The following is a 26,526-nucleotide window of genomic DNA, read 5'->3' on the forward strand; positions in this document are numbered from 1 at the left end:
CGTCGTCGTCAGCCTGGGAAACCCGAGGCGCGCCAGGCGCCCGGTCCGTGCTGCACGGGCCGCCGCACCAGCCGCGACCGATCCGCCCACGCGGACCGGCGCGCGGGTGCGTCGGCGGCCGGGGCGGCCGAGGCCAGCCCGGCCACCACGGCGGTCAGCGCCGCCAGCTCGTGGTCGTCCGGCGTGCCGCGCACCAGCCGCAGCAGAGGCCGCTCCGCTTCGCCGCTCACAGCGGGATGTTCCCGTGCTTCTTGGGCGGCAACGTCTCCCGCTTGTCCCGCAGGATCGCCAGCGACCGCGCGACGTACCCGCGCGTGTAGGACGGCGGGATCACCGAGTCGACGTACCCGCGCTCGGCGGCCACGTACGGGTTGCACAGCGCGTCCTCGTACTCCTGCTGCAACTGCGCCCGCAGCGCGTCCACGTCAGCCGGGTCAGCGGCCGCGAGAGTCTTGCGGTGCACGATGTTCGCCGCACCCGAAGCGCCCATGACGGCGATCTGCGCGGTCGGCCAGGCGAGGTTGATGTCCGCACCGAGGTGCTTGGACCCCATGACGTCGTACGCGCCGCCGTACGCCTTGCGCGTGATCACGGTGACCAGCGGGACGGTCGCCTCGGCGTAGGCGTAGATGAGCTTCGCGCCGCGCCGGATGATGCCGTTCCACTCCTGGTCCGTGCCGGGCAGGAAGCCGGGCACGTCGACGAACGTCAGCACCGGGATGTTGAACGCGTCGCAGGTCCGGACGAAGCGCGCGGCCTTCTCCGAGGCGTCGATGTCCAGGCAGCCGGCGAACTGGGTCGGCTGGTTCGCCACGACACCGACGGAGTGGCCGTCCACGCGGCCCAAGCCGACGATGATGTTCGGCGCGAACAGCGGCTGGACCTCGAGGAACTCGCCCTCGTCGAGCACGCGCGAGATGACCTCGTGCATGTCGTAGGGCTGGTTCGCGGAGTCCGGGATCAGCGTGTCCAGCTCGCGGTCCGTGTCGGTCAGCGTGTCCGTGACCGAGCCGTGGATCAGGTCGTCCGGCGCGTCGAACACCGGCGCGTCGGACAGGTTGTTCGACGGCAGGTACGACAGCAGCTCCTTGACGTAGGAGATGGCGTCGTCCTCGTCGGAGCCCAGGTAGTGGGCGTTGCCGGACTTCGTGTTGTGGGTGCGGCCGCCGCCCAGCTCCTCGAACGTCACGTCCTCGCCGGTGACGGTCTTGATGACGTCCGGGCCGGTGATGAACATGTGCGAGGTCTGGTCGACCATCACGACGAAGTCGGTCAGCGCGGGCGAGTAGACGTGGCCACCGGCGTTGGAGCCCATGATCAGCGAGATCTGGGGGACCACGCCGGACGCGCGGACGTTGCGGGTGAAGATCTCGCCGTACAGACCGAGCGAGACGACGCCCTCCTGGATGCGCGCGCCACCGCCCTCGTTGATGCCGACGATCGGGCGGCCCGTCTTGATCGCCAGGTCCATGATCTTGACGATCTTCTCGCCGTAGACCTCGCCCAGCGAGCCGCCGAACACGGTGACGTCCTGGCTGAACACGCACACCGGACGGCCGTCGACGGTGCCGTACCCGGTCACCACGCCATCGCCGTACGGACGGTTCTTCTCCTGCCCGAACATCGTCGAGCGGTGCCTGGCCAGCTCGTCGAGCTCGACGAACGAACCGGGATCCAGCAGGAGGTCGATGCGCTCACGGGCGGTCTTCTTGCCCTTGGCGTGCTGCTTCTCGACCGCCCGCGCGGAGCCGGCGTGAACCGCCTCGTCATTGCGGCGGTACAGGTCGACAAGCTTCCCGGCGGTGGTGTGAACGTCCGGCACGTCGCTGGGAACGTGCCCGATCGGCTCGGTGGCACTGCTCATGACCGGGCAGCCTAACGAGCCGGGCGCGTTCCGCACCGGATCAGTTGTCCAGGTCACGGGATGCGAGCCCCTCATCTCTTTTGGGCCGGCTCGCGCCGAGTCCAATAGCCTTGCCCGGTGACCTCCGCACTCGACGCCGACGCCCTGCGCGCTGAGCTCGTCGCACCGCACGGCCCGTACTCCGCGCTGGACGTCGTGCCGACCACCCGGTCGACCAACGCCGACCTGGCCAAGGCCGCCGTAGCGGGTGCGGCCGACCGCACCGTGCTGCTCTCCGAGGAGCAGACCGCGGGGCAGGGACGCCGCGGCCGCACGTGGTCGTCGCCACGCGGCGGGCTGTACCTGAGTGTGCTGTTCCGGCCGACCGACGTGCCCGCGCAGCGCCTCCCCTGGCTGAACCTGCTCGCCGGTGTCGCCCTGGTGCGTGTCGCCCGATCGTTGGAAGTTCCGGCGGCGCTGAAGTGGCCCAACGACCTGCTGCTCGGCTCCGCGCAGCGCAAGGGCGCGGGCATCCTCTCCGAGATCACCGCGGGCGTCGCGCAGGCCGTCGTCGTCGGCATCGGGCTGAACGTCGCGCCGCTGCCGTCGGACGTGCAACCCGCGCCGGGTGGACTGGAGCCGACGTCGCTCGCCGACGAGGGCGCCACCGCGGACCGCAACGCCATCGCGATCAGCCTGCTCCGCGAGCTCGGCGCGCTGGAGGCGAAGTGGCGCGAGACGGGCGGCGACCCGTTCGCGTCCGGGCTGCACGAGGAGTACCAGCAGCACTCCGCGACGGTCGGTGAACGCGTGCGCGTCGAGCTGGCGGGCGGCGTCCAGCTGCACGGCACCGCGCAGCGCATCGAGGCGGACGGCACGCTCGTCGTGCGCGCGCAGGACGGGACGGACCACGGCGTGTCAGCCGGTGACGTGGTGCATCTGCGCCGTGCGTGATTAGGGTTGGCCCCATGGCCTACCCCGACGATCTGCTGAGCTCCGGCGAGCACGTCGTGATCCACAAGCACCCGCACTGGAAGATGCTCCTGCTGCCGGTGTTCTGGTTGCTCGTGGTGGTCGCCGCGGCCACGTTCCTCGCCGGACTGGTGAACGAGCAGTCCTGGGCGACGATCGCGTGGATCGCGCTCGCCGTCGTCGCCGTGGTGCTGGCGCTGTGGCTGACGATCACGCCGCTGCTGCGCTGGCGCACCACGCACTTCATCGTGACGTCGGAGCGCGTGATGTACCGCGAGGGCGTCTTCAACCGCACCGGCCTGGACATCCCGTTGTCGCGCATCAACAGCGTCCGGTTCCAGCACAGCCTGCTCGACCGGGTGCTCGGCTGCGGCACGCTGATCATCGAGTCGGCGTCCGACGAGCCGCTCGAGTTCGACGACATCCCGCAGGTGGAGAAGGTGCACACGCTGCTCTACCGCGAGGTCAACGACAACCCCGACGACGACTACCGCCCGAGGACGCTCGATGAGCGCGCGTGAAGCCGGTCTGCCCGAGGTCGTCGCGTCCGGTGAGCTGCCGTCCGAGGTGACGATCTGGGAGGTCGGCGCGCGCGACGGCCTGCAGAACGAGTCGAACGTCGTGCCGGTCGGCGTGAAGCTGGAGTTCCTCGACCGCATGGCCTCCTCCGGTCTGTCCGTTTTGGAGGCCACGTCGTTCGTGCACCCGAAGTGGGTGCCGCAGCTGGCCGACGCGGCCGAGCTGCTGGCGGGACTGGAGCAGCGGCCGGGCGTGAGCTACCCCGTGCTGGTGCCGAACGAACGCGGGCTCGACCGGGCGCTGGAGGCCGGCGTCACGCACATCGCGATCTTCGCGTCGGCGACGGAGACCTTCGCGTCCCGCAACCTGAACCGCACGCTCGACTCCCAGTTCGAGATGTTCGAGCCGGTCGTGTCGCGTGCCCGCGCCGAGGGTCTGGACGTGCGCGGCTACGTGTCGATGTGCTTCGGTGACCCGTGGGAGGGCGCGGTGCCGCGCGAGCAGGTCGTCGCGGTCGGCCGCAGGCTGCTGGACATGGGCTGCTCGCAGCTGTCGCTCGGCGACACCATCGGCGTCGCGACGCCCGGTCAGGTCGAGGCGCTGCTGGACGCGTTCGGCGACGTGTCCTCTTTGGCCGTCCACTTCCACGACACCTACGGCCAGGCGCTGTCGAACACGCTGGCCGCGCTGCGCCGCGGGGTGACCACTGTGGACTCGTCCGCGGGCGGGCTCGGCGGCTGTCCCTACGCGGAGTCGGCGACGGGCAACCTCGCGACCGAGGACCTCGTGTGGATGCTCGACGGGCTGGGCGTGAAGCACGGCGTCGACCTGGACCAGCTGGTCGCCACCAGCGCGTGGATGGCCGAGCAGCTCGGCCGTCCGTCACCGTCACGGGTGGTGCGCGCGCTCACGTGAACGTCGTCGAGCTGACTCCCGGCTCATGGCCGTTGCTGGAGGAGTTGTTCGCCTCCAGCAAGACCGTGACGTGGTGCTACTGCACGTGGTTCATGCAGACGTCCAGGGAGCTGCACGACAACGACAACAAGGCGGTGCTCCGGTCGAAGCTGGGCCAGCCGATCGGACTGCTGGCCGTCGACGACGGCACGCCCGTCGGCTGGGTGGCCGTCGCACCGCGCGCCGCCTACTCGCGGCTGGCGAAGTCGAAGATCACCGCGCCGGTCGAGCCGGACATCTCGGACGTCTGGTCGGTGACGTGCTTCTTCGTGCACCGCACCGGCAGGCGCAAGGGCGTGACGAAGACACTGCTGAACGCCGCCGTGGAGTACGCGAAGGAACGCGGCGCGCGGGCCGTCGAGGGCTATCCGGTCGACACCGGCGGGAAGAAGGCCCAGCCGGGGGACCTCTACCACGGCACGCTGTCGGTGTTCCTCGACGCGGGCTTCAGCCTGGTCGAGCGGCGCGGGACGAAGCGGGCGCTGGTCAGTCGCGCGTGCTGAACAACCCGGTGCAGACGAAGCGGAACACGCATTCGTCGCCCCGGTGAGCGGTGCCCCGGAACTCCACGAGCCCGAGCCCCGGCTTGCTCTTCGACACGCGTGCGCTGAGCACCTCGAAACCGAAGGCGAGCGTGTCGCCGGGGAAGACGGGCGCCAGCCAGGACAGCTCGCGGCCGCCCGGCGAGCCCTGCGACGTCGAGTCGACCAGGATCGCGTCCGCGTAGGCGCGCATCCACAGCGACGCGGTGTACCAGCCGGAGGCGGACAAACCGCCGAAGATGGACGCGCGGCCCGCTTCCTCGTCGAGGTGGAACGGCTGCGGGTCGAAGCGCTTCGCGAAGTCCAGCATCTCGTCCCGGTCGACGACCACCTCGCCCAGCGGGATGATTCGGCCTGCCGGGAGGTCTTCGAATGCGATCACCGCTAAAACGTAGCGAAAGACGTAACTGAATCGGCCTGGAACCGATCTACTGGCAACGACGTCCAAAGACAGCACAGGGCTATGCGTGGGTGAGGGGGACCGGTGGACGACCACCGAGCGCAGGTCGAGGAGCTCCTCGCTGACTACCGGCGGAGCAGGGAGCAGCTCGCGACGGTTCAGCGCGAGCTGAAGGCGGTCACGGGGTCGGCGTCCAGTCCGGATGGGACGGTCACCGCCACCGTCGGTCCGAAGGGCACGCTGACCGCGCTGGAGCTGACCGACCAGGCCTACCGGAAGTACCGGCCGGAGCAGCTGGCCGAGCTGATCGTCCGCACCACCAACGCCGCCGCCGCGAAGGCCGCCGAGGGCACGAACAAGGCGCTCAGCGCCATCCTGCCCGCGAGCACGGACCCCTCCTCGCTGGTCGAGGGCACCGCGGACCTGCGTCCCGACGAGATCGCACCGCCGGAGGCCGCCTTGGCCGCTGCCGCGCCGCGTCGTCGTCGTGACCACATCGACGACGACGAGGACTACGAGCAGCGGGAGAGCTGGCTCGACTCCGAGCTGATCAACAGGAGGTCGCGGTGAGCGGCTACGAGGCTGATCTCGAACGGCTCACCAGCGGGGCCACCGAGTTCAACGGGTTCGCCCAGACCGCGGGGGAGATCGCGTCCGGGCTGCAGGGCTTGCTGTCGGGCTTCGGCGCCTGCTGGGGCAACGACTCGGTGGGCCAGAGCTTCGCCGCCGGGCACGAGAAGCCGACCGGCGACACGTTCGGGGTGCTCGGTTCGCTGTCCGAGCAACTGGGGGGCATCGGCGAGAAGTTCGCCGCGACGGCGGAGACGTACCGCCACGTCGAGGAGAGCAACGCGTCGGCCATGAAGAGACTGGAAGGCTGACATGGGGATCGAGCTGCCCGCCGAGCTCGCGGACGTCGCGTCTCGGGCAGGCGTCCAGTGGCCTCAGGCCGACGAGGACGCCATGCGCGCCAGTGCCACCGCCTGGCGGGACACCGGCGACAAGATCAAGACGCTGAGCACCGACACCGACGGTTCCGCGGGCCGCGCGATGGAGTCGATGAAGGGCGCGACCGGCGACGCCGCGCGCGGCCACTGGGCGAAGATGGTCGCCCCGGACGGGCAGTTCAACCAGGCGGCCCGCGGTTGCCACGCCGCCGCCGACCGCCTCGACCACGCCGCGCAGCAGGTGGGTCAGGCCAAGGTCGAGATCGTGCGCGAGCTGGTCACGCTCGCCAAGAACAACGACGCCGCCAACCAGGCCGCGTCCGCCGGGCACCCGACCGCCCTGCTCGGGCTGGACACCGCGGTGCGCGGCACGGCGGCCAACGTCGCCAACCTCTCCAACACGCTGTCCTCCGCCGTCCGGCTGGACAGCGGTGTCGACATGGGCCAGGCGTCGCCGCCCGTCAACACCAGCCCCGGCGCGCACGGTCCCGGCGGTGGCTCGCCCGGCGGCCTGCTCGCCCCGGTGGCTCAGGTGGTCGCGCCCGTGACGCAGGTAGTGGCGCCCGTCGTCGCTCCGGTGACGGACACCGTCGCTCCCGTGGTGGCCCCGGTCGCCGACGCCGTGCGCCCGGTGGCCCAGGTCGCCGCGCCGGTCGTCGCCCCGGTGGCCGATGCCGTGCCTGGCGTGCACCCGGTGGTGGACCCGGTCGTCGGCAAGCCCGACCACGCACCCGGTGCGGACGGTCGCGGCCCGGACAGCGCGCCGGGCAGGGACCAGGGCGGCATCGTGCCGCAGGTCGTGGACAAGCTCGGTGCCGCCGTCCAGCCGGTGGTGGACGCGGTTCCCGGCGTCGGTGACGGCCCGTCCCGCGGCCACGGCGACACGAACATCCTGCCGTCGGTCGTCGACCGCCTCGGCGACGCCGGGCCGGTGGGCGACGCTGTTCCCGGCGTGGGCGAGGGACGGCAGAGCCTGTCCGGCACCCTGATCCCGCCGGTCGCGGAGGGCACGACCGCGGCATCGGCCGCGGCACTGCTCGACCGCCCGCTGCTCACCCCCGAGGCCGCTCCCGCGGCGGGCCCGCAGGCTCCGGCGGCCGCCACGCCGCAGGCCCCGGCCGCCCAGGGCGGTCCCGGTCTCAACGCTCCTTCGCTCGGCAACGCCCCCACCATGGGTGGCCCCGCGGCGGCCCCGGCTGCTGCGGCTGGTGCTGTCGGCGGTGTGGTCGGCCAGGCCCAGGGCTCTGCCGCGCAGGCGGGTCAGGCCGCTCAGCAGGCGACCGGCCGTGCGGCCGACGCCGCCGCCAAGACCGCCGACCAGGCCAAGCAGGCGGTGCCCGGCACGGGTTCCGGCGGGCCGAGTTCCGGCACGCCTGGGGCCAAGACGGACGCCAAGGCCGCGGCGGCCGGCGCCCACGTCGACGCCAAGCTCGGTGACGGCCAGCCCGGTGCGGGCAAGGGCGCGGTCGTTGATGCCAAGGGCGCGGTGGCCCACGCGGCCGCCGGGATCGACGGCTCGGGTGGCAAGACCGATGCCAAGGGCGTCGGTGCGAACGCAGCTGCCCAGGGTTCCGCCGTGACCGACCCGAAGGTGGATCCGAAGGCCGACCCCAAGGCGGACCTCAAGGCCGATGGCGCGGGAGCGCACCGTTCCACCGCCGAGTTCGGCGTGGTCGCCCAGGACCTGGGCGCCGCGTCCCCGCTCTCGCACCTGATCCCCACGGACCACGAGCGCCAGGAGGCGATCGCCGCCGCACTGGGCAACCCGGTCCAGCAGGTCCAGTCGGCCAGCGCGCTGGGCACGTGGTTCCTGGCACTGGTGTATCCGCTCGGCCAGGTCCCGAAGCTCAGCAGGAGGCCGGTCCGCCAGCTCCCGCCCCCGCCGGAGGAGGTGGACTTCGCGGCGGGCCAGCGCTTCGCACCGCAGGACCACCCGGAGTCCGGCCTGGTGGACACGTCGTTCGCCGACCGTCCTGAGCAGACCGAGGGCCTCGCGCAGGAGCACCCGGCGGTCCAGGCGCTGCTCGACGGCTACGACCCGCTCGGCGGCGCGCACGAGCACGACTGGGAGCGCAGGTTCCTGGTCCGCGCGGAGCCGGTGGAGTACGCGTGGCCGCCTGCCGAGCTGTTCCCCGAGGGCGGGTACGAGGAGGGCAGGCCCGAGGTGCTCGACGAGGGCGCCGTGCTCGACCGGTTCGGGTCCGCCGAGGGCCGGGTGCTGTCGCAGGCGGGCACGCCGTTCGCGCAGCGGAGCCTGCCGCCGCACGCGCTGGACGAGGGCTACCACCAGTACAAGGTGTTGCGCGCGCTCCCGGTGTGGCGCACGGTCAGTGCACCCTGGTTCGGTCAGCCGGGCGGTGGCGCGCGCTACCGCACCACGTACCCCGTCGCGGACCTCGTCGCGCTCGGCTACCTCATGGAGATCACCGCATGAACCTCGAAGAGCTCACCGGCTGGCTGGACCGGATCGGCGTCCCCGAGAACGTCGTGTCCATCGGTGCCGAGGCGGACAACAGCTGGTGCGTCCTGACCGACGACGAGGGCTACGAGGTGTTCTGGCGCGAGCAGGGCAACCGGTACGACTGGGCCCGGTTCACCAGCGAGTACGTGGCGTGCCACTACCTCTTCGGGCGACTCGCCTGGGCCCAGGTCGCACGGGGCGCCCTGAGCGTCCAGGAGGTCACGCCTCAGCCCTGAGGCACTACGACAGTTCGAGCAGTTCCAGCGCGGCCGAATGGATCAAGCCGTTCGACGTCAGCACGCTGCCCCGGTCGTACGCGGCCACGCCGGCCAGGTCGGTGAACGTGCCGCCCGCCTCTGTCACCAGCACCTGGAACGGCGCGACGTCCCACGGGTTCACGATCGCCTCGGCGGCGATGTCGATGGCGCCCTCGGCGACCAGGCAGTGCTGGTAGAAGTCGCCGAACGCCCGGTTCTCCCAGCACGCGTCGACGAGCCGCAGGTACGACTCGCGCGAGTGGTGCTCCACCCACGAACCCAGGTGCGTCGTGGACAGGTAGGCGTCCTCGAGGGACGACACCCCGGACACCGAGATCGGGCGCTCACCGGACGAGTCCGACATGAACGCACCGGCACCGGCGGAGGCCCACCAGCGCCGCGCGAGAGCGGGCGCGCTGACGACACCCACGACGGGCGTGCCGTCCACCACGAGCGCGATCAGCGTCGCCCACACGGGCACGCCGCGCAGGAAGTTCTTGGTGCCGTCGATCGGGTCGATCACCCACGCGCGCCCGGACGCGGTGCCGCCGCGCTCCTCGCCCACGATCGAGTCGGCGGGACGGGCCTCGGCCAGCAGTTCCCGCACGGCGTCCTCGACGGCCATGTCGGCGTCGGTCACCGGTGTGCGGTCCGGTTTCTTCGACACCGAGAGGTCGTGGGCGCGGAAGCGGGTCGCGGTGATCGCGTCCGCGGCGTCGGCCAGTCGCAGGGCGAGTTCGAGATCAGCACCGTGGGTTGACACGGCGAGATCGTTGCACGCCTACGCTGAGTGCCGTGAGCGTGGTGTTGCTGGCCGAGGACGACCCGGCGATCGCGGATCCGCTGTCGCGTGCCCTGCAACGGGAGGGCTACTCGGTGCAGGTCGTCGGCGACGGCCCGAGTGCGCTGGATGCCGCGGCGGCCGGGGGAGTCGACCTGCTGGTGCTGGACCTCGGCCTGCCGGGGATGGACGGCCTCGAGGTGTGCCGCAGACTCCGCGCGGGCGGGCGCGGCATCCCGGTGCTGATGCTCACCGCGCGCGCGGACGAGGTCGACTTCGTCGTGGGACTCGACGCGGGCGCGGACGACTACGTCGCCAAGCCGTTCCGGCTCGCCGAGCTGATGGCCCGCATCCGCGCCCTGCTGCGCCGCCGCGCCCCCGGCACGCTGGAGGTCAACGGCGTGCGCATGGACCTGGCAGCCCGCCGCGTCACCGTCGAGGGCCGCGAGGTGCAGCTCGCGAACAAGGAGTTCGAGCTGTTGCGCGTGCTCATCCAGCGCGCGGGTCAGGTCGTGAACCGCGACGAGATCCTCTCCGAGGTATGGAACGACCCGGACCTGAAGGGCAGCAAGACGCTGGACATGCACATGTCCTGGTTGCGCCGGAAACTCGGCGACGGCACGCCCAACTCCGCGGAACGGCGCATCGCGACCGTCCGCGGCAAGGGCTTCCGCTTCAACTCGGACTGACGTGCGCCGCCGAATCCTGCGAGCCATCCTGCTCGCCGTCGCCGTCACGTCCTTCGTGCTGGGCCTCCCGCTCGGCTACTCGGCGCTGCAGCTCGTCGAGGACAACGCCCGCGGCGACCTGCTCAGCCGCGCCCAGCGCATCGCGACCGCACTCGACGACCAGATCGCCAACGGCCAGCGCATCGACCTCGAAGCCGTGCGCATCGTCGTGCCCGAGGAGGGCAGGCTGACCGTGCAGTCCGCCGCGGGCACCCAGAGCATCGGCCCCGAACTGGGCGACGCGGTGCTCGTGGTCGACCTGTCGATCGCGCAGCAGGGCAACGTCCGGCTCGAGGTCCCGTCCGGCCCGATGCGCACGTCGCAGGCACAGGTCGCGCTGCTGGTGGTCCTGCTGCTGGTGGTGTCCGTCGCCACCGGCACGATCGTCGCGACGGTGACCGCGCAGAAGCTGTCCCGCCCGCTGCGCGATGTCGCAGCCCGCGCGGCGAGGCTGGGCGCGGGCGACTTCCGCGCCGAGGAGACCAGACACGGCGTGTCCGAACTGGACCTGGTGCTGGAAGCGCTGGACACCTCCGCCACCGCACTGGCCCGCCTCGTACAACGCGAACGCGACCTCGTCGGCGACGTGTCACACCAGCTCCGCTCGCGCATGACCGCGCTGCAACTCCGCCTGGAAGCTCTGGCCGACCACCCCGAACCCGAAACCGCCGCCGAGGCGGGCGCCGCACTGGAACAGGCCGAACGCCTCAACGCCGTGCTCGACGAACTCCTGGCAGCCGCCCGAGCCGCGCGCGCCGTCGGCGCCGAGCCGGTCGACCTGAACGGGGCGCTCAGCGCGATCTCGGAGGAGTGGCGCGAGCCGCTGCGCGGTCAGGGCCGCAGCCTGCGGGTGCGCGTCCCCGAGGGCCTGATGGTGCGCGCCACACCCGCCCGCCTGCGCGAGGCGATCGGCGTGCTGCTCGACAACGCCCTGCGCCACGGCGAGGGCCAGGTCGTGGTCTCCGCGCGCGGTGAAGAGGGCACCGTCGTCGTCGAGGTCAGCGACGGCGGCACCGGCGTACCCGACGAGCTCGCCGCCCACATCTTCGAACGCGGCGTCTCCGGCGGCGGCTCTACCGGTGTCGGCCTCGCGCTGGCGCGTGCACTCGTGGACGCGGACGGCGGCCGCCTGGAGCTGTCGACCGCCCGGCCCGCGACGTTCGCCGTCTTCCTGCCCGTGCCCAAGGCGGAGGACGTCGTCGGCGTCTCGTGGCGCTCGCGCGCAACCCCGCGTTAGCGCTTCACGCGCGCCCGGATCGCCAGCAGGGCCAGCGCCAGCAGCAGCGGGCAGATGATCCGCAGCACCATGTCCGTGACTCGTCCGGCCGATGTCAGCGGGAGGTTCGTGGCGGGTCTGACGAGCGACATCGAGCTCTGCGCCGCCGTGTAGACCGCTTCGGACCAGCCGGGCTTCGGGCCCTGCACGGTGTGCGGCACGTATGTCGGCGGCGAAGTGTTGGTCGGGACGTACTCGGTTGTCGTCGTACTGGCGAACCCGACGGTGCCGAACAGCAGCGTTGCCGTCAGGAACACCACGGCCAGGGTGGTCAGCGCCCGCCAGGCGCGCAGGCCGTAGCCGGCGAGCAGCCAGTACCAGTAGAGGAGGTACCGCTCGGCCTTGGACTCCGTGCCGCGTCTGCGCATCTCCATCTCGCCGTAGTAGAAGTCGGCGGCTCCGGGAGCGTTCTTGCGGTCCTCGAAACCTTTGCGCAGCGACCGGTAGATCCGTTCGATCTGCCGTGCGTCGCGCCTCTTCTGGTCGATGTCCGTGGTGCCTCTGGTCTCCCAGCGGTATTCCTCGTACAGGACTCTGCGCCGTTTCCGCGGTGGCAGCAGGAACTGGTCGCTTCGGCCGATCCGCAGTTCATCGAGGTTGTGCGCACGCCCGAACTCGCACCTGCTCAGATCCACCTGCTCGAGCACGAGGTTGCCGACGTTGGCTTCGTCGAGCGACAACACGCGCGGCTCGCTGGTCGCCTCTGTGAAACCGGTGAGGTCAGGGTGGCGGGAGGTGACCAGGAACGGTGCGTCGAACTTCGCCTCGCTGAGGTTCACCGCCGCGCCCAACACCCGGACGCTGCCGCCTTCGGAGAAGTCAACACCCTGCAGGTGCAACTTCGGGCCCACAAACTGGATCTCGACGAGCGGCCCGAAGCTGGCGCGTGTGAAGTCAGCTCGATCCCGGCAGAGGATGTCCAGCGTTGCGCGCACGCCGAATGTCGCGTCTCTCAGCGCGACGCTGCCTTCGAACCGGACCGTTCCGAAGACCAGGTGGTCGCCGAACTCCGCTCGCTCGAAGCTGCTGCCGTCCCCGAACCTCATGCGGTTGAACGACGTGCCGTTCGGAAAGATGGCTTCGTTGCAAAGGATCTTCCACGCGGCGTCTTCATCAGGCGGAGCCTCAGAGATCAGCTCTTGCACCAGTTCCTGGGTGAACATGACTCCCCGCGCATCCACCAGGCGCGCGCTCCGAGCCGACTCCAGATACTCCCGGCGCTGGTCAGGATCAGCGTGGCGGAGGCACCTCTGAGCGGCCACAGCCGAGCCCTGGCACCCGCGTTGGCCGATCGGAAGTCGACAGCGATCCCGCCGCGCAGACGTCACATGGGGCTGTCGTCAGAGTCGCGCTCCGCGTTTCCACTCAGGAGTGGCCGAGCTGTTCCTCTTCCTCGAGCGGACGGCCCTTGCCGCGCGCGTTCTCCTCGGGGAAGACCCACTTCTTGTACCCGTACCACCGGAAAGCCATCGCGACCAGCGTGCCGATGATCTGCGCGCTGGCGAAGTCGGCGATCTCCTGAACCGCGCGCGTGACAAAGGGTTCCTCGAGGTCGAACACGTACCGCGACACCCACAGCGGCAACGAGTTCAGCACGATGCCGATGCCGTTGACCAGGAAGAACAGGGCGGCCTCGTGGTGTCGCTCACGGCCACCGCGCGTGCGGAACGACCACTCGCGGTTCAGCACGTACGACACGATCGTGGCGATCAGCGTCGCGATGATCTTCGCGGTGACCGGCTTCTCGACCAGGACCGTCGTCTTCAAGCCGATGAAGACGGCCGTGTCGATTATGAAGCAGGTGCCGCCCACCAGGGCGAACTTGACCAGCTCACGATGCTTCAGCGCGATCGACCGGATCGGTTCCGGAAACCGCGAGATCACTGTTTCGCCCAGGGACACTCGCGCAGTCTACGGAGATCGGGTGAACGCGCCGATCCGGTCGCGCGCCGGCGTCCGGGAAGACCCACTTCCGAGTCGCCCAGAACTTGAAGCCCGTCGCCAGCAGCATGCCGATCACCGAGCCGCTCGCGAAGTCCGCGATCTCCTCGACCAGCGGGCTGACCAGGGGCGTCTGCAGGCCGAACAGGTGTCGCGACGCGTACAGCGGCAGCAGGTTGATCGCGACGCCGATGCCGCTCACGAGGAAGAACAACGCGGCCTCGTGGTGTCGCTCACGCCCGCCGCGCGTGTGGAACGACCACTCGCGCGACATCACGTACGACACGATGATCGCGACCAGCACGCCGATGGCCTTCGCGGTGACGACCTTGTCGGACAGGATCGTCAGCTTCAGCCCGTACCAGATGCCGTTGTCGATGAGGCACGTCGTGCCACCGACCAGAGCGAATCTGATGAGCTCGCGGTGGGAGTTGAGCAGGAACTGAACGGGTTCCGGGAAGCGGCTCAGGGCACGGCGGACGACTGGCAGCACCGGGGCAGCTTACGGATCACCGCCGAGGCCTCATTGGTGGGGTGGCAGGCACGGCCAGGGCAGCAGGTCGGGGATGAGCGGCGGACGCCACGGCGGCGCGGGCAGGCACGGCGGCAGCGACGGCTCCGAAGGCGTGGTCGGTGCGGGTGTCGTCGGTGGCACCGTGGGCTGAGGCGGCACGAGCGTCGGCGGCACGACAGGTGGCACGACAGGTGCCACGACCGGAGGCGCCGGCTTGGCGGGCTCAGTGGTCGTGGTCGTCTGCTTGGGCGGTGTGGTCGTGGTCGTAGTGGTCGGCGGCACGCTGGACGTCGGGTCCACGGGTGGGTCGACGGGTGGGTCGACCGGCTCCCACGGGTGCGGCTTGATCGGCACGGTGACCGTCTTGGTCGCGTTGCCGAGCGTCGCCGTCACGGTCACGGTCCCGCCGCGGTGCGGCAGCCCGAACGCCCAGAACGACATCCGGAACCGCTCGCCGGGCTCCAGCTCGTCGAGGCACTGGATGATGTTCTTGCCGACCCGTGAGCACTCGCGGCACGGCGTGAAGATCACGATGTTCTCGGTGGACGTCGCGGTCAGCTTGAGCGTCCCGGCGCGCGGGCCCCGGTTGCGGGCGGTCACGTCGACCCGCGGGTCCCAGTGCACCTGGTGCCACGTCGACACGGTCAGCTCGATGTCGTCCTTGACCGGCTGCACCTCGACGGCGACGTTGATGTTCACCGACAGCGACGTGCCCGCGTTGACGGTGCCGGTGATCACGCCACCGGTGGCGTCGGGTGTCGCGCGCAGCCGGAACACGAACGTCGCCGACCCGCCGGGCGCCAGCGCCCCGACAGATGTGCAGGTGAGCGTCCCGGTGCCCGCCGGGCACGTGACGCTCTGGTCCGCGGCCCCGTCGACCTGCACCAGCCGGGCCGATGCGAACGACACGGCCCCGCCGACCGACTGCACACCGGGCGGCAGGTTCAGCGTCACGCTCGCCGGCGGCGCGGCCGTCTGGCCGCTGTTGCGCACCGTGATCGGCAGGTCCTTCGCGGCCTCACCGGGCGTCAGCGAGAAGCCGCTCGGCACGGTCGGCACGAGCGAGGGCGGCGTCGGCTGAGGCTGCGGCTGTGGTGACGGAGCGGGCGGCGCGGGAGCCGGCTGCGGCGGAACCGGGGCGGGAGGCGACGGCACCGTCGGCTGAGGAGGCTGTGGTGTCGGCGGCTGGGGCTGCGGCGGCTGCACCGGTGGCTGGACGGGCGACGGCTGGGTCACCGCGGGCGGCGTCTGCGCCTGCACCGACGGGATGACCGGCGCGGGCCCGCCCGAGGCCAGCGTGATCGCGACGGCCGCGGCCAGCGCGGCCGTGGAGGCACCGACACCGGCCAGCTGACGCGGCAACGCACTGGCGGCACCCGCCGCACCAGCGCCGGCCGCCGCGACACCGGTGACGGTCGTGGCCGTCCCGGCGAGCGCGATGTAGCCCGTGGCACCGGCACCGAGCACCAGCGGAGCGACGAAGCCCCGCAGCGCGCCGTTGACGTCCGCCAGCTCGGCGGCCAGCGCACGGCACTGCCCGCACTCGTCGAGGTGCGCCTCGACCTGCGACGTCTCCCGCTTGGACAGCCCGGCCCGCGTCCACGCGCCGAGCCGGTCGACGGTCGCCTTGCAGCGTTCCGCCGTGACCTGGGCGAGGTGCATCTGGAGGTACTGCTGCCGCAGGCCCTCACGGGCGCGGTAGGCCAGCGCGGACACGCCGTTCGCGGTGAGCCCGAGCAGCGGCGCCACCTCGGCGGGCGACTGGCCCTCGATCTCGGTGTGCCAGAGGACCATCTGCCAGCGCTCCGGCAGCGCGGCGAACGCCCGTGCGGCGAGCGAGCGCTCGAGCCCGGCCACGGCGGTGTCGCTGAACTGGACCGGCGGCGCGACGTCCGTCATGTCCTCGGTGAGGTCGAGCTTCTTGTCCCTGCGCGTCTTGTCGTACGCGGTGTGCCGCAGCGCGGTCAGCAGGTAGGCGCGGAACGCCGAGTCGGGGCCGCGACCGGCACGCAGCGTGTCCAGCACCTTGGCGAACGCGTCCGACACCAGGTCGTCCGCCTCGGCGGTCGAGCGGGCCAGTTGGCGGGCGAGGTTGTAGGCCGCAGCGACGTGCCGTTCGTACAGCTGGCCGTACGCGTCGATCGTCCCGCCGCGCACGGACTCGATCAGCTCCGCGTCGCTGGGCCCTTGGACGTCTGCAGGAACGGTCGCCAAGTCTTGTGTCCCTCCTCGCGGGGCTCAGTGTGACGTACGGCATCGCACACAGTCACGTCGAACCCCCCGACCGGATTGCGTCACGAACGTGGAGCGCCCGCGTCTCCTTGCTGGATGCGACCGGGAAGGAAGAGGTGTCCGGGTGGGTGTTGCACAGGAGGAACGCCTGCTGAGGTCCAGGTGGCGGACCGCCACGATGGCAGCGGGATGGGCGTTTCCGGCCGACTGGCAGCTCGCCGAGGTGGACGAGGTGTGCGCTGTGATGCTCGGCGCCGCCGACCCCGGTGACGCGCTCGTCCGGCTCGGGAGGGCTCGCGCCGAGGCCGGAGCCGGGCTCAGCGAGACGTTGCTGGACCTCGCGGCGTTGCACGCGGTGCTGACCGAGGGCACGGCGATGGTGGGCGCTGATGTCGACGCGTTGCCCGCGCGGATGCTGCGGATGACCGCGCTCGGCTGGGCGGACGTCATCACCAAGCAGGTCGGCAGCTGCGCGTCGGAGGACCCGCTCACCGGTCTCGCCACGGCGGCGTACCTGCGGACCCGGCTCGGCGAGGTGTACCGCGAGCTGTCCGTTCCCTCGGCGGTCTACCTGCTGGTGCTGCTGCGGCTCGACCTGTCGCAGGCGACCGGCTGGTCCCGCGTGGTCGCGATGACGCTCCTCTCGGACGCCATGCGCACGGTCTTCGACGGTGGCGAGACGCTCGCGACCATCGGTCCCGGTGTCGCCGCCGTGCTCACCAGACGCGACGACGTGCTCGCCAGACAGATCTCCAACCTGCGGGTTCTCGCCGCCGACAGCCTGGCCGTCGACCCGCACGTCCGCCCGACCGGACCGGCCGACGTCTGGATCGAACGGCTGCCCGCCACGCACGCGGAAGCCTGCACGCTCATCACCGCTCTCGGACGCTGACTCCCCTGTCCCGCGTCCGAACTCTTCCCGTCCCCACCGGAAGTGTTCTATTGTTCTAGTTCACTAGAACAATCTGGGGAGCACGTGGTGGTCGAGTTCAGGGTCGACCGGGCCAGCGGCCTACCGGCCTACCTGCAGTTGGGCAGGCAGGTCAGGGAGGCGCTGCGCCTGGGGTGGCTCCAGCCGGGCGATCGGTTGCCGACCGTCCGCGACGTCGTCGCGACCAGCGGCGTGAACGCGAACACCGTGCTCAAGGCCTATCGCGAACTGGAGCTGGCCGGCCTCGTCGAGGCGCGCCAGGGCTCCGGCACCTACGTGAAGTCGTCGCTGGGTTCCGCCGCGCCCGAAGCGCTGGACGACCTCCGGGCGAAGTTCGCGGCCTGGGTGCGCGAGGCGCGCTCCGCCGGGTTGGAGGACGAGGACATCGACGCGCTGGTGCGCGCGGTGCTGAGCGGGGGATCCGATGACGGTGCTGGCTGAAGCTGTCCTTGGTAGTTGGACAGGAGCTGCGGCATGACCGTGCGAGTCGCTGGCGTGTCGAAGCGGGTGCTCCGGAACTGCACGTTCGAGCTGCCCGGCGGCGGGGTCACCGCGCTGGTCGGTGCCAACGGTGCGGGCAAGACCACCCTGCTGAACGTGCTGGCGGGCCACCTGACCGCGGACTCGGGTCACGTCGCGGTCGCCGGGCGGGTGGCGTTCGTGGCGCAGGACAAGCCGATGTACAAGGGTTTCACGCCGCTGGACGTGCTCCGGTTCGGCGGTCACATGAACAAGGTGTGGGACGAGTACAAGGCGCACAGCTGGCTGCACCGCTACAAGGTGCCGCTGAAGCGGCGCTGCGGTGAGCTCTCCGCCGGGCAACGCGCGCACGTCGCGTTCGCGCTGGCGCTCGGCTCGCGGCCGGACGTGCTGCTGCTCGACGAGCCGCTGTCCGAACTGGACCCGCTGGCGCGCCGCAGGGTGGTGCGCGACCTGCTCGCGGAGGTCGCGGACACAGGGATGACGCTGCTGTACTCGACGCACGTGGTCGCCGAGCTGGGTGGTGTCGCCGACCGGTTGTTGTTGCTGTCGAACGGGAAGCTGATCGTCGACGGCGACACCGACGAACTGCTCGGCCAGCACGTGGAGATCACCGGTCCGGCGGCCGACCAGCCTCCGGTGCGCGGTGACGTCGTGCTGGCGAGGCACTACGACCGCCAGTCGACGTTTCTCGTGCGCTGCCAAGGGGAAGCGGTCGCCGAGGAGCCGTGGTCGGCGCGCCCGGTCACGCTCGAGGAGCTGGTCGTCGCGCACCTGGAGGCCGTGGCGTGAGAGGCCTGTTGTGGCTGACGTGGCGTCAGCACCGGTGGGTGCTGTGCTCGACCGCGGTGGTCGTGCTGCTCGCGTCGTGGCTGCTGATCGAGCTGGACCTCGCGAACACGCCGGGCGATGCCGTTCCGCTGTCCGGCTTCTACGCGCAGCTGGTGCAGACGGCGTTCGGTGGTCTGGTCGGGATGTTCTGGGGCGCACCGCTGGTCGCCCGCGAGTTCGAGGAGCGCACGTACCTCGTCGCGTGGGGCCAGGACGTCTCGCCGGAGCGGTGGCTCGCGGGCAAGGTCGCGCTGCTGGGGCTCGTCGCGGTGCTGCTGGCCGTGCCGATCGGCCTCGGTGACGGGTACCGCGGCCACCAGGACGTGTCGTGGGACGTGTTCGAGGTGAGCCCGCTGGTGCAGGCCGGGTACGTGCTCTTCGGGCTCGCCGCCGGCGTGCTGATGAGCGCGCTCGTGCGGCACACGCTGACCTCGATGGGGCTGACGCTCGCGCTGTACGTCGCCGTCCGGATGGTGATGTCGCTCGGCGCCCGCGACCACTACCTGCCGACCGAGCGCGTGTTGTCAGAGGTGGGTGAGGCCAGGCAGCTGCCGGAAGGCGTGCAGATCGTCGAGACCGGGTACCTGGACGGCGACGGTCACGTGATGGGCATGCCGTCCGAGTGCACGGCGTTCGTGAACCCGCAGAACTGCATCCGGACGCACGGCGGCGCGCACAGCTTCGTCGACTTCCAGCCGATCGACCGCCTGCCCGGCTTCCAGGTCGCCGAGTTCTTCGCGTTCACGGCGTTCGCCGCCGGGCTGTTCTTCCTCGCTTTTCTGCGGCTGCGCAGGGGATGGCGGCCGTCGCGATCGCATCGGAGGATCGCCGCGTGACCGGGCTGCTGTGGGTCACCTGGCGCCAGCACCGCGCGGTGGTGAGCTGGACGACGGTGCTCGTCCTGGTCGTGGTGCTGTTCTCACCGGATCTGATCGACTGGGCGTTCCGCAACGCGTTCGGTGCTGTGGTGGCGGTGTTCTGGGGTGCGCCGCTGGTCGCGCGGGAGTTCGAGGAGCGCACGTACCTCGTGGCGTGGGGCCAGGACGTCTCGCCCGCGCGGTGGCTGGCCGTGAAGTGCGGCCTGCTGGGATCCGCGGCCGTGGTGCTGGCCGCGTTGCTCGACGTGCGGCAGATCGGCTTCACGCTGTTCGGGTTCGCGCTCGGTGTCGTAGCGGGCTTCGTGACGCGGCGGACGGTGCCCGCGATCGCGTTCACGCTGGTCGGGTACGTGCTGGTGCGCTGGCTGTTCGCCGGTGAGACCAGCGTGTGGCTGTTCGAGTCGAGCGTCCTTTGTGGAGTGTTCGGCGCCGTGTTGATCCCGGTCGCGTTCGTGCTGCTCTCGTGGCGGACGAACGCCTTTCGGATGGGGGTGGCGTGAATGGGGATTCACGTCGAAGGTGTGTCGAAATGGGTGTTGCGCGACTGCTCGTTCGAGTTGCCGTCCGGGAGCGTGACCGCGCTGGTCGGTGCGAACGGCGCGGGCAAGACGACGCTGCTGTCGTTGCTGGCCGGTCTGCTCTCCGCTGACTCCGGCCAGGTGCGCGCCGACGGGCGCGTGGCGTTCGTCGCGCAGGACAAGCCGCTGTACAAGCACTTCACCGCGACGGACGCGCTGAGCTTCGGCAAGCACACCAACAAGGTGTGGGACCAGGAGCGGGCGGTCGGGTGGCTCTCGCGGTTCGGGGTTCCGTTGAAGCGCGCGTCCGGCAGGTTGTCCGGAGGCCAACGAGCGCACATCTCGTTCGCCGTGGCTCTGGGTTCCCGGCCGGATGTGCTGCTGCTCGACGAGCCGCTGTCCGAGCTGGATCCGCTGGTGCGCAAGGAGGTCACCGCCGCTCTGCTCGGTTTCGTGGCCGACGAGGGCACGACTCTGGTGCTGTCGACGCACGTGGTGTCGGAGCTGTCCGGTGTCGCCGACCGGTTGTTGTTGCTGGCGCAGGGGGAGCTGCTCGTCTCGGGTGAGGTGGACGACCTGCTCGGGTCGCACGTCTCGTACGTGGGGCCGGTGTCCACCGCGGCGCCTGGGCCCGGTGACGTCGTGCTCGCGCGGCACACGGCCGCGCAGTCGCAGTTCCTGGTGCGCACGCCGTCACCTGTTTCCGTTGCGGAGCCGTGGGTTTCGCGTCCCGTGTCGCTGGAAGACCTCGTACTGGCTCACCTGGAGGTGGCCGAATGATCTGGGTGACCTACCGCCAGCACCGCTGGCTCGTGGCGGGCACGGCGCTGGCCGTCGCGCTGATGGCGCTCGTCCGCGTGCTGCCGAGGATGCCGGACTACATCTCCTACGGGGCCTTCGGTGCGATCGCCGCGGTGTTCTGGGGCGCGCCGCTGCTCGCGCGGGAGTACGAGGAGCGCACGCACGTCTTCGCGTGGTCGCAGGACGTCAGCCAGGGGCGGTGGCTGGCGGGCAAGGTGCTCGCGCTGGGGGCCGCGCTGACGTTGTTCGCGGTGGTGCTGTGGCTGGCCGGCCTGGGGACCACGACCTCGAGGTACCCGTGGGACAGCTTCGAGCTGGGGCTGTTCCCGTTGCTCGGCTACGCCTGGTTCGGTTTCGCGCTCGGGCTCGCGGCAAGTGCGCTGACCAGGCGGACTCTGGTCGCGATGGGGTTGTCGCTCTTCGTGTTCACGGTGACCAGGGTGGTGCTCGCGCGCTGGGGGCGCGAGCACTACCTTCCTCCGGTCCACACCTGGCGCCCCGACCCGCCGCCTGGCGTCGACTACGTGCCGCAGCTGCCGCGCGACGGCCTCTGGATCGACAGCGGCTACGCCGACCGCAACGGTGACCCGATGCCGCCACCGCTGCAGTGCAACGGCGACGACACGTGCCTCAAGGCGAACGGTCAGATCGGGCACTTCGTCGACTACCAGCCAGGTTCCCGCTTGGTCACGTTCCAGCTGATCGAGTTCGCGATCTTCGTGGTGCTGGCCGCCCTGCTGCTGTTCGTGGCGTTCAGAGCGCTCCGGCGTGGTACGCGCTCCAGGCCGACGGGAAGCGCGGCCGGAACCCCAGTTCCCGCTGGATCCGGTTCGTCGACACGATCCCGTGCCACGGATCCGGATGCTGCGTCGGTTCGGCCGGAAGAGGAACCCCGTTGATCTGGTGCAGTTCCGCGGCCGTCATCGGACTGTCGTCGGCGGCGTTGTAGATCCCGGTGTGCGGCGCGTCGAGCGCGAGGAACAACGCCTGCGCGACGTCCGCGTGGTGGATCAGGTGCAGCCGGTGGTGGGCGGGCCAGGTGCTCGCCCACCGCAGCGCCTCGCGCAGGTGCGGGTCGCCGTCGCCGTAGACGAACGCGAGCCGCACGATCGTCCCGTTCGTCGCCTTCTCACCCAGCGCCTTGGTTCTCGCGTACTCGCCCCACTGCACGGGAGGTTCCGCCGGATCGTCCTCAGTGGACGGACGGCCGAGTCCTTCCGGGTACACCAGGTTCGTGCTGACGTGGACGAACCTGGGTACCTCCCTCGCCGCCTCCACGAGCTTCCTGGTGCCGCCGACGTTGGTCGCCTCGTGGTCGGTGTCCGTGCGGAGGCCGGCGGCGAGGTGCAGCACGGCGTCCGCTCCGTGGACGAGCTCCTTGAGCGCGTTGTCGTCGTTCAGGTCGCCGTTGACGACCGTGGCGCCGGGGACCGTTCCGGTGCGGACCAGCGCGGTCACCTCGTACCCCCTGGCCAGGAGCCGCGGCAGCAGCCTGCTGCCGACCCGCCCGGTCGCGCCGGTCAGTGCGATTCGTGTCATGCGTCCAGCCTGTTGTTCTTCGTCTCGGCCAACCAGGGACTGTTGATCCCCGGCTAACCTCGTGGTCGTGGACCGACAGGAGCTGGCCCGCTTCCTGCGCGCTCGCCGGGAGCGGATGACGCCGTTGGCCGATGGCCGCCGACGGACACCTGGGCTGCGTCGCGAGGAGGTCGCCTCGCTGGCCGGGATGTCGACCGACTACTACACGCGTCTCGAACAGGCCCGCGGTCCGCACCCGTCGGCCTCCGTGGTGGCCGGGCTCGCACGTGCTCTGGAGCTGTCCACCGACGAGCGCGACTACCTGTTCCGGCTGGTCGACGTGCCGGTGCCCGCCGCTGGTCCCGGTTCGCTCCGGCCGGGCCTGCGGCTCCTGCTCTCCCGCTTGCAGTCCGACTGCGCCACGGTGATCACCGACACGGGTGACGTGCTGGCGTGGACGCCGCTGGCCTCGCTGGTGTTTCCCGAGGTCGAGGACGGGTTGAACCTGTTCCGGCTGTTCTTCCTGTCCGGGCTGGAGAGCCGCATCCCGGCGCCGGATCGTCTCGACGTCGCTCGCTCGCACGTCGCCGACCTGCGCGCGACGCTGGCCAGGCGGCCCTCGGTCCGGCCGCTGGTCGACTCGCTGCTGGAGAGTCCTCTGTTCGCGCGGCTGTGGGCGGAGCAGGAGGTGGCCGTGCGGCGGTCGGCGCGCAAGCGGATCGTGCACCCGGTCGTGGGGCTGCTGGAGCTCGACTGCGAGGTGCTCCTGTCGCCCGAGCAGGACCAGCGGCTGGTGCTGCACACGGCACCGCCCGGCTCGGTCACCGCCGCTCGGCTCGACTTGTTGCGTGAACGGGCCGTTGACGATCCCGCGCAGCTGTGGGTCCTGTCGCCGGGTGGATGAGTGCCGGGCTTCGCCCGGACCACGGGTGATGCCTCCTTCGTCGGCGTCACCCGTACCGGATTCTTGGGTGGCTTGGCACCGTGGTCCGGTCCGGTGGTCGGTTTCGTGGTTTGGTCGCGTTGAGTCCGTAGTCGCCGGGTGGTGGCTCGTCTTTTCGTTCTTTTCCTTCCGCCTCAACGATTATGGATGAGTACGTGACTCTAACGAGTGACAGCGGTTCGAACAATTGTGCGGTAATGTGTTCGTTGTGAACATCGAGGGGGCTCTCGACACAATCCAGCACTGCCAGAAACAGATCGACTACTGGCAGGCCCAGCAGGTTCGCGCATTGGGTGAATACGCCGAACTCACGTGGCAGGACGAGTTCGCGTCCTCCGAGATCGCCGCGATGATGCACTGGACCCGGAACTGGACCGAGGACCGGATGATGGTCTCCCGGGATCTCGTGTCGCGGCTGCCGTTGACGGTCGACGCCCTGGAGAAGGGCGAGATCGACCTCTACAAAGCACAGATCATCCACACCCAGACCCTGCCACTCAGTGCTGAGCAGGCGGCCGAGGTCGAACAACGCGTACTCACCAAGGCGCCCGAGCAGACCAGCGTGCAGATGCGGCGCCGAGGGCGGCGGATCGTGATGAGCGTCGACCCCGACGGAACCCGCGAACGCGCCGAAGCCAAGAAAGCCGCCCGCGCCGCCGGGATGGAGTCCCTCGAGGACGACATGGCCAAACTGTGGGTCACCATGCCCGCCGACAAAGCCATGGTCAGCTGGCTGCGCGTCGACAAGCTCGCCCGCGCCGCGAAGTTCCCCGGTGACACCCGCACCCTCAACCAGCGCCGCGCCGACGTCGTCGCCGACCTGCTGCTCGCGACCCCGGACAACGCCAGCCCGGTCAAGGTCGAGCTGCTGGTCACCGTCTCGGCCACTACGCTGATGGGTCTCGACGAGCATCCCGGCGAGATGGACGGCTACGGGCCGATCAGCGCCGACCTGGCCCGCGAACTCGCCGGGGACGCGACCTGGCGCCGTCTGCTCACCGACCCGGCCTCCGGCGCCCTGCTCGATGTCGGCACCAGCACCTACCGGCCCCCGGCGCATCTGCGCCGGTTCATGTGGGCGCGGGACAAGACCTGCACCCAGTACGGCTGCACCGCGAAAGCCACCCGCTGCGACCTCGACCACACGGTCCCGTTCCCCGAAGGCCCGACCGCCGACCACAACCTCGGCCCCCGGTGCGGACACGACCACCGCCTCAAGCACGAATCAGCCTGGCAAATCACCCAACCCTCCCCAGGCACATTCCGGTGCGTCAGCCCCACCGGCCGCGTCTACATCCGCGAACCCGAACCAGTCCTCCCCGGCTTCAACTATGAACCAAGAGAAAGAATGAAAAGGCGAGCCACCGCCCGGTAACCACGGACTCAACGCAACGAGAATCTCGCAAGGCAAGCATCGGATCGGGACCACGGTGCCAAGCCACCCAAGAACTCGGTACGCGTGACGCCGACGGAGGAGGCATCACGCGTGGTCCGGGCGAAGCCCGGCAACCCACGCTCCCGGCCGCTTACCTGCGGTCGCGCGATGGACCAGCCATTTAGCCCAGTAGAGTGCGTAACCCGTGGACTCCCGAACCCGTCTCCCCGTCGTCGGCATGATCGGTGGCGGCCAGCTCGCGCGCATGACGCACCAGGCCGCGATCCCGCTCGGCCAGTCCCTGCGCGTGCTCGCCGCGTCCGAATCGGACCCCGCCGCCCTGGTCGCCCGTGACGTCGTGCTGGGCACGCACACGGACCTCGACGCGTTGCGCGCGTTCGCGAAGGGCTGCGAGGTCGTCACGTTCGACCACGAGCACGTGCCCGGCGAGCACCTGCGGGCGCTGCTCGCCGAAGGCGTGAAGGTGTTCCCCGGTCCGGAAGCGCTGCTGTACGCGCAGGACAAGTGGGAGATGCGCGAGAAGCTGTCGTCGCTCGGCCTGCCGGTCCCGCCGTACGCGGCGGTCTCGAACGTCCAGGACGTGCTGCGCTTCGGCGCCGCCGAGGGCTGGCCGTGCGTGCTGAAGGCGGTGCGCGGCGGGTACGACGGCAAGGGCGTGTGGATGCTGAACACGCCGTCGAGCGCCGAACGCGTGGTGCCGGAACTGCTGGCCGCCGGAACGCCGCTCATGGTCGAGCAGTGCGTGCCGATGCGCCGCGAGCTGGCCGCGCTGGTCGCGCGCTCGCCGTTCGGGCAGGGCGCGGCGTGGCCGGTCGTCGAGACCGTGCAGCGAGACGGCATCTGCGTCGAGGTGCTCGCCCCCGCGCCCGGAGTGGACGGTGAGGCCGCGCAAGCGCTTGCGCTCCAGGTCGCGGACGCGCTCGGCGTCGTCGGTGTGTTGGCGGTCGAACTGTTCGAGACCGCGTCCGGTGTGGTCGTGAACGAGCTCGCGATGCGTCCGCACAACTCGGGCCACTGGACGATCGAGGGCGCGCGGACGTCCCAGTTCGAACAGCACCTGCGCGCGGTGCTCGACTACCCGCTCGGCGCGACCGACCTCATGGCACCCGCGGTCGTCATGGCGAACGTGCTGGGCGCGATGACGCCGGTCGCGATGGGCCCGGACGAGCGCCTGCACCACCTGTTCGCGCGGTTCCCGGACGCCCACGTGCACCTGTACGGCAAGGAGGAGCGGCCGGGTCGCAAGATCGGGCACGTGACCTTCCTCGGCGCCGAGATGGAAGCCGTTCGCTCAAGGGCCAAGCTGTCCGCGCATTGGCTTTCCACGGGCGAATGGCTCGACGGATACGACATTCACGGAGGCACGGAGTGACGCAGGTCGGCGTGATCATGGGCAGCGACTCGGACTGGCCGGTGATGAAGGCCGCCACCGAGGCGCTGGCCGAGTTCGACGTGCCGTTCGAGGTCAGCGTGGTCTCCGCGCACCGCACGCCGCAGCGCATGCTCGACTACGCGACGACGGCCGCCGAGCGCGGCCTGCGCGTGATCATCGCGGGCGCGGGCGGCGCGGCGCACCTGCCGGGCATGGTCGCCTCCGCGACGGTGCTGCCGGTCATCGGCGTGCCGGTGCCGCTGAAGTACCTGGACGGCATGGACTCGCTGCTGTCGATCGTCCAAATGCCCGCGGGCGTGCCGGTGGCGACCGTCTCCGTCGGCGGCGCGCGCAACGCGGGCCTGCTGGCCGTGCGCATCCTGGCCGCGTCCGATCCCGCACTGCAGGAACGCATGGCCGCGTTCCAGGCGTCGCTGGAGCAGTTGGTGCTGGACAAGGACGCAGCTCTGCAGAAATCCCTATAAGTGCGC

Annotated in this window: 29 protein-coding genes and 1 pseudogene; 21 read left to right on the forward strand and 9 right to left on the reverse strand. The window is 70.7% G+C overall.

Translation table 11 applies throughout. The features are described 5' to 3' along the window. Positions 1-8: 8 nt before the first annotated feature. Positions 9-230, reverse strand: a complete 222-nt coding sequence (locus FKR81_RS28845; protein ID WP_146356484.1) for an acyl-CoA carboxylase subunit epsilon — start codon at positions 228-230, stop codon at positions 9-11. After that, positions 227-1,864, reverse strand: coding sequence for an acyl-CoA carboxylase subunit beta (locus FKR81_RS28850; RefSeq protein WP_146356485.1), 1,638 nt, complete (start codon positions 1,862-1,864; stop codon positions 227-229). Before FKR81_RS28850 ends, FKR81_RS28845 begins: the two co-directional genes overlap by 4 nt. 117 nt (positions 1,865-1,981) lie before the next feature. Between FKR81_RS28850 and FKR81_RS28855 the strand changes: the two genes are divergently transcribed. From FKR81_RS28855 to FKR81_RS28870, 4 genes are read left to right on the forward strand one after another with little or no spacing between them, the layout of a single operon-like run. Next, on the forward strand, positions 1,982-2,797 hold the full coding sequence (locus tag FKR81_RS28855) for a biotin--[acetyl-CoA-carboxylase] ligase (RefSeq protein ID WP_235921829.1): 816 nt from the start codon (positions 1,982-1,984) through the stop codon (positions 2,795-2,797). A 14-nt stretch (positions 2,798-2,811) separates the two neighbouring features. Continuing rightward, entirely contained in the window at positions 2,812-3,336 is a 525-nt protein-coding gene (locus FKR81_RS28860) for a PH domain-containing protein (RefSeq protein ID WP_146356487.1), read from the forward strand. Next, positions 3,323-4,249 carry a hydroxymethylglutaryl-CoA lyase gene (locus FKR81_RS28865; RefSeq protein WP_146356489.1) on the forward strand — a complete coding sequence of 309 codons (927 nt, stop codon included), beginning with the start codon at positions 3,323-3,325 and terminating at the stop codon, positions 4,247-4,249. The genes FKR81_RS28860 and FKR81_RS28865 overlap by 14 nt, the downstream gene beginning before the upstream one ends. Next, positions 4,246-4,791, forward strand: coding sequence for a GNAT family N-acetyltransferase (locus FKR81_RS28870; protein WP_235921830.1), 546 nt, complete (start codon positions 4,246-4,248; stop codon positions 4,789-4,791). The genes FKR81_RS28865 and FKR81_RS28870 overlap by 4 nt, the downstream gene beginning before the upstream one ends. Here FKR81_RS28870 and FKR81_RS28875 read toward each other — a convergent pair. Beyond that, positions 4,775-5,212, reverse strand: a complete 438-nt coding sequence (locus FKR81_RS28875; RefSeq protein ID WP_235921831.1) for a MaoC family dehydratase — start codon at positions 5,210-5,212, stop codon at positions 4,775-4,777. The two genes, FKR81_RS28870 and FKR81_RS28875, sit on opposite strands and share 17 nt — an antisense overlap. A gap of 102 nt (positions 5,213-5,314) precedes the next feature. Here FKR81_RS28875 and FKR81_RS28880 point away from each other — a divergent pair, with 102 nt between their 5' ends. From FKR81_RS28880 to FKR81_RS28895, 4 genes are read left to right on the forward strand one after another with little or no spacing between them, the layout of a single operon-like run. Then, positions 5,315-5,800, forward strand: coding sequence for a YbaB/EbfC family nucleoid-associated protein (locus FKR81_RS28880; RefSeq protein WP_146356491.1), 486 nt, complete (start codon positions 5,315-5,317; stop codon positions 5,798-5,800). Beyond that, the gene (locus FKR81_RS28885) at positions 5,797-6,111 is read left to right on the forward strand and encodes a WXG100 family type VII secretion target (protein WP_146356493.1); all 315 of its coding nucleotides are present in this window, start codon (positions 5,797-5,799) and stop codon (positions 6,109-6,111) included. Before FKR81_RS28880 ends, FKR81_RS28885 begins: the two co-directional genes overlap by 4 nt. Position 6,112: 1 nt before the next feature. Beyond that, positions 6,113-8,611: a TNT domain-containing protein gene (locus tag FKR81_RS28890; protein ID WP_146356495.1), complete on the forward strand. Its 2,499-nt coding sequence runs from the start codon at positions 6,113-6,115 to the stop codon at positions 8,609-8,611. Continuing rightward, positions 8,608-8,874 carry a hypothetical protein gene (locus tag FKR81_RS28895; RefSeq protein WP_146356497.1) on the forward strand — a complete coding sequence of 89 codons (267 nt, stop codon included), beginning with the start codon at positions 8,608-8,610 and terminating at the stop codon, positions 8,872-8,874. The genes FKR81_RS28890 and FKR81_RS28895 overlap by 4 nt, the downstream gene beginning before the upstream one ends. A gap of 4 nt (positions 8,875-8,878) precedes the next feature. On the opposite strand, the gene hisN is transcribed toward FKR81_RS28895, so the two are convergent. Next, positions 8,879-9,658, reverse strand: coding sequence for a histidinol-phosphatase (hisN, locus tag FKR81_RS28900; RefSeq protein ID WP_146356500.1), 780 nt, complete (start codon positions 9,656-9,658; stop codon positions 8,879-8,881). A gap of 32 nt (positions 9,659-9,690) precedes the next feature. Between hisN and FKR81_RS28905 the strand changes: the two genes are divergently transcribed. Next, positions 9,691-10,365 (forward strand): response regulator transcription factor, encoded by a 675-nt coding sequence (locus FKR81_RS28905; RefSeq protein WP_146356502.1) that lies wholly within the window; start codon positions 9,691-9,693, stop codon positions 10,363-10,365. Between the two features lies 1 nt (position 10,366). Further along, a complete protein-coding gene (locus FKR81_RS28910; RefSeq protein ID WP_146356503.1) occupies positions 10,367-11,641 on the forward strand; it encodes an ATP-binding protein in 1,275 nt (424 codons plus the stop codon). On the opposite strand, the gene FKR81_RS28915 is transcribed toward FKR81_RS28910, so the two are convergent. The 4 genes from FKR81_RS28915 to FKR81_RS28930 all read right to left on the reverse strand — a co-directional run bounded on the left by FKR81_RS28915 (position 11,638) and on the right by FKR81_RS28930 (position 16,349). Continuing rightward, positions 11,638-12,726: a hypothetical protein gene (locus tag FKR81_RS28915; protein ID WP_146356505.1), complete on the reverse strand. Its 1,089-nt coding sequence runs from the start codon at positions 12,724-12,726 to the stop codon at positions 11,638-11,640. The genes FKR81_RS28910 and FKR81_RS28915 overlap by 4 nt on opposite strands. 319 nt (positions 12,727-13,045) lie before the next feature. Beyond that, positions 13,046-13,582: a GtrA family protein gene (locus FKR81_RS28920; RefSeq protein ID WP_146356507.1), complete on the reverse strand. Its 537-nt coding sequence runs from the start codon at positions 13,580-13,582 to the stop codon at positions 13,046-13,048. After that, positions 13,512-14,111, reverse strand: a complete 600-nt coding sequence (locus tag FKR81_RS28925) for a GtrA family protein (protein WP_186763227.1) — start codon at positions 14,109-14,111, stop codon at positions 13,512-13,514. Before FKR81_RS28925 ends, FKR81_RS28920 begins: the two co-directional genes overlap by 71 nt. A 33-nt stretch (positions 14,112-14,144) precedes the next feature. Then, positions 14,145-16,349 (reverse strand): sigma-70 family RNA polymerase sigma factor, encoded by a 2,205-nt coding sequence (locus FKR81_RS28930; RefSeq protein WP_222598434.1) that lies wholly within the window; start codon positions 16,347-16,349, stop codon positions 14,145-14,147. 142 nt (positions 16,350-16,491) lie between these two features. Here FKR81_RS28930 and FKR81_RS28935 point away from each other — a divergent pair, with 142 nt between their 5' ends. The 7 genes from FKR81_RS28935 (at position 16,492) to FKR81_RS44445 (ending at position 21,705) form a co-directional block, all read left to right on the forward strand. Then, entirely contained in the window at positions 16,492-17,259 is a 768-nt protein-coding gene (locus FKR81_RS28935) for a GGDEF domain-containing protein (protein WP_222598435.1), read from the forward strand. 87 nt (positions 17,260-17,346) lie between these two features. Then, the gene (locus tag FKR81_RS28940) at positions 17,347-17,739 is read left to right on the forward strand and encodes a GntR family transcriptional regulator (protein ID WP_146356509.1); all 393 of its coding nucleotides are present in this window, start codon (positions 17,347-17,349) and stop codon (positions 17,737-17,739) included. Between the two features lie 33 nt (positions 17,740-17,772). Next, a complete protein-coding gene (locus tag FKR81_RS28945) occupies positions 17,773-18,570 on the forward strand; it encodes an ABC transporter ATP-binding protein (protein WP_146356511.1) in 798 nt (265 codons plus the stop codon). Beyond that, on the forward strand, positions 18,567-19,445 hold the full coding sequence (locus FKR81_RS28950) for an ABC transporter permease subunit (protein WP_146356513.1): 879 nt from the start codon (positions 18,567-18,569) through the stop codon (positions 19,443-19,445). Before FKR81_RS28945 ends, FKR81_RS28950 begins: the two co-directional genes overlap by 4 nt. After that, positions 19,442-19,987: a hypothetical protein gene (locus tag FKR81_RS28955; RefSeq protein WP_146356515.1), complete on the forward strand. Its 546-nt coding sequence runs from the start codon at positions 19,442-19,444 to the stop codon at positions 19,985-19,987. The genes FKR81_RS28950 and FKR81_RS28955 overlap by 4 nt, the downstream gene beginning before the upstream one ends. Further along, the gene (locus tag FKR81_RS28960; RefSeq protein WP_146356517.1) at positions 19,988-20,785 is read left to right on the forward strand and encodes an ATP-binding cassette domain-containing protein; all 798 of its coding nucleotides are present in this window, start codon (positions 19,988-19,990) and stop codon (positions 20,783-20,785) included. After that, positions 20,782-21,705 carry an ABC transporter permease gene (locus tag FKR81_RS44445; RefSeq protein ID WP_146356519.1) on the forward strand — a complete coding sequence of 308 codons (924 nt, stop codon included), beginning with the start codon at positions 20,782-20,784 and terminating at the stop codon, positions 21,703-21,705. Before FKR81_RS28960 ends, FKR81_RS44445 begins: the two co-directional genes overlap by 4 nt. A 55-nt stretch (positions 21,706-21,760) precedes the next feature. Here FKR81_RS44445 and FKR81_RS45240 read toward each other — a convergent pair. Continuing rightward, positions 21,761-22,345, reverse strand: a pseudogene (locus FKR81_RS45240) (NAD-dependent epimerase/dehydratase family protein); the annotation flags it as partial. A gap of 67 nt (positions 22,346-22,412) precedes the next feature. Here FKR81_RS45240 and FKR81_RS28975 point away from each other — a divergent pair. From FKR81_RS28975 to purE, 4 genes are all read left to right on the forward strand, one after another. Continuing rightward, a complete protein-coding gene (locus tag FKR81_RS28975) occupies positions 22,413-23,228 on the forward strand; it encodes a helix-turn-helix transcriptional regulator (RefSeq protein ID WP_146356523.1) in 816 nt (271 codons plus the stop codon). Between the two features lie 247 nt (positions 23,229-23,475). Then, complete coding sequence (locus FKR81_RS28980; RefSeq protein WP_146356525.1) at positions 23,476-24,642, forward strand: HNH endonuclease signature motif containing protein; 1,167 nt, start codon at positions 23,476-23,478, stop codon at positions 24,640-24,642. A 205-nt stretch (positions 24,643-24,847) separates the two neighbouring features. Next, positions 24,848-26,035 (forward strand): 5-(carboxyamino)imidazole ribonucleotide synthase, encoded by a 1,188-nt coding sequence (locus tag FKR81_RS28985; RefSeq protein WP_146356527.1) that lies wholly within the window; start codon positions 24,848-24,850, stop codon positions 26,033-26,035. Further along, positions 25,996-26,520 (forward strand): 5-(carboxyamino)imidazole ribonucleotide mutase, encoded by a 525-nt coding sequence (purE, locus tag FKR81_RS28990; RefSeq protein WP_146356530.1) that lies wholly within the window; start codon positions 25,996-25,998, stop codon positions 26,518-26,520. The genes FKR81_RS28985 and purE overlap by 40 nt, the downstream gene beginning before the upstream one ends. The last annotated feature ends 6 nt before the right edge of the window (positions 26,521-26,526 follow it).

This window comes from Lentzea tibetensis (assembly GCF_007845675.1).
Taxonomy (GTDB): Bacteria; Actinomycetota; Actinomycetes; order Mycobacteriales; family Pseudonocardiaceae; genus Lentzea; species Lentzea tibetensis.

Coding starts and splice junctions, on each gene's coding strand:
- FKR81_RS28865 (WP_146356489.1), top strand. CDS start 3,323: ATGAGCGCGCGTGAAGCCGGTCTGCCCGAGGTCGTCGCGTCCGGTGAG.
- FKR81_RS28915 (WP_146356505.1), bottom strand. CDS start 12,726: ATGAGGTTCGGGGACGGCAGCAGCTTCGAGCGAGCGGAGTTCGGCGAC.
- FKR81_RS28960 (WP_146356517.1), top strand. CDS start 19,988: ATGGGGATTCACGTCGAAGGTGTGTCGAAATGGGTGTTGCGCGACTGC.
- FKR81_RS28895 (WP_146356497.1), top strand. CDS start 8,608: ATGAACCTCGAAGAGCTCACCGGCTGGCTGGACCGGATCGGCGTCCCC.
- FKR81_RS28860 (WP_146356487.1), top strand. CDS start 2,812: ATGGCCTACCCCGACGATCTGCTGAGCTCCGGCGAGCACGTCGTGATC.
- purE (WP_146356530.1), top strand. CDS start 25,996: ATGGCTCGACGGATACGACATTCACGGAGGCACGGAGTGACGCAGGTC.
- FKR81_RS44445 (WP_146356519.1), top strand. CDS start 20,782: ATGATCTGGGTGACCTACCGCCAGCACCGCTGGCTCGTGGCGGGCACG.
- FKR81_RS28945 (WP_146356511.1), top strand. CDS start 17,773: ATGACCGTGCGAGTCGCTGGCGTGTCGAAGCGGGTGCTCCGGAACTGC.
- FKR81_RS28850 (WP_146356485.1), bottom strand. CDS start 1,864: ATGAGCAGTGCCACCGAGCCGATCGGGCACGTTCCCAGCGACGTGCCG.
- FKR81_RS28890 (WP_146356495.1), top strand. CDS start 6,113: ATGGGGATCGAGCTGCCCGCCGAGCTCGCGGACGTCGCGTCTCGGGCA.